1 protein-coding gene is annotated in these 257 nt (G+C 59.5%); it reads right to left on the reverse strand.

Going from position 1 to position 257, the window contains the following annotated elements:
• Nucleotides 1-83: 83 nt before the first annotated feature.
• Nucleotides 84-248, reverse strand: a complete 165-nt coding sequence (gene tnpB / locus AF337_RS46575) for an IS66 family insertion sequence element accessory protein TnpB (RefSeq protein ID WP_425287901.1) — start codon at nt 246-248, stop codon at nt 84-86.
• Nucleotides 249-257 lie beyond the last annotated feature (9 nt).

Consider the following 257-nt stretch of genomic DNA (forward strand, 5'->3'; position numbering starts at 1 on the left):
GCGGTGTTCAGCATGGCCGGAACCTAGCAAATCCCGCACCCATTTGCCTTTGGAATTAGCCGTCCTGAGTCATCGTGCCGCAGCTATTCGATGGTCTCCGGCGTTCTCGTCTTGACGGCATGAACCCGCCGCCAATCGAGGCCTGCAAACAGGGCTTCGAACTGGGCGTGGGTCAGCGTCATCAGTCCATCCTTGATACCGGGCCAGGTGAAGGTGTGCTCTTCCAGCCTCTTGTAGGCCAGGACGATACCGGAGCC

Source organism: Rhizobium ecuadorense, from assembly GCF_001187535.1.
Taxonomy (GTDB): domain Bacteria; phylum Pseudomonadota; class Alphaproteobacteria; order Rhizobiales; family Rhizobiaceae; genus Rhizobium; species Rhizobium ecuadorense.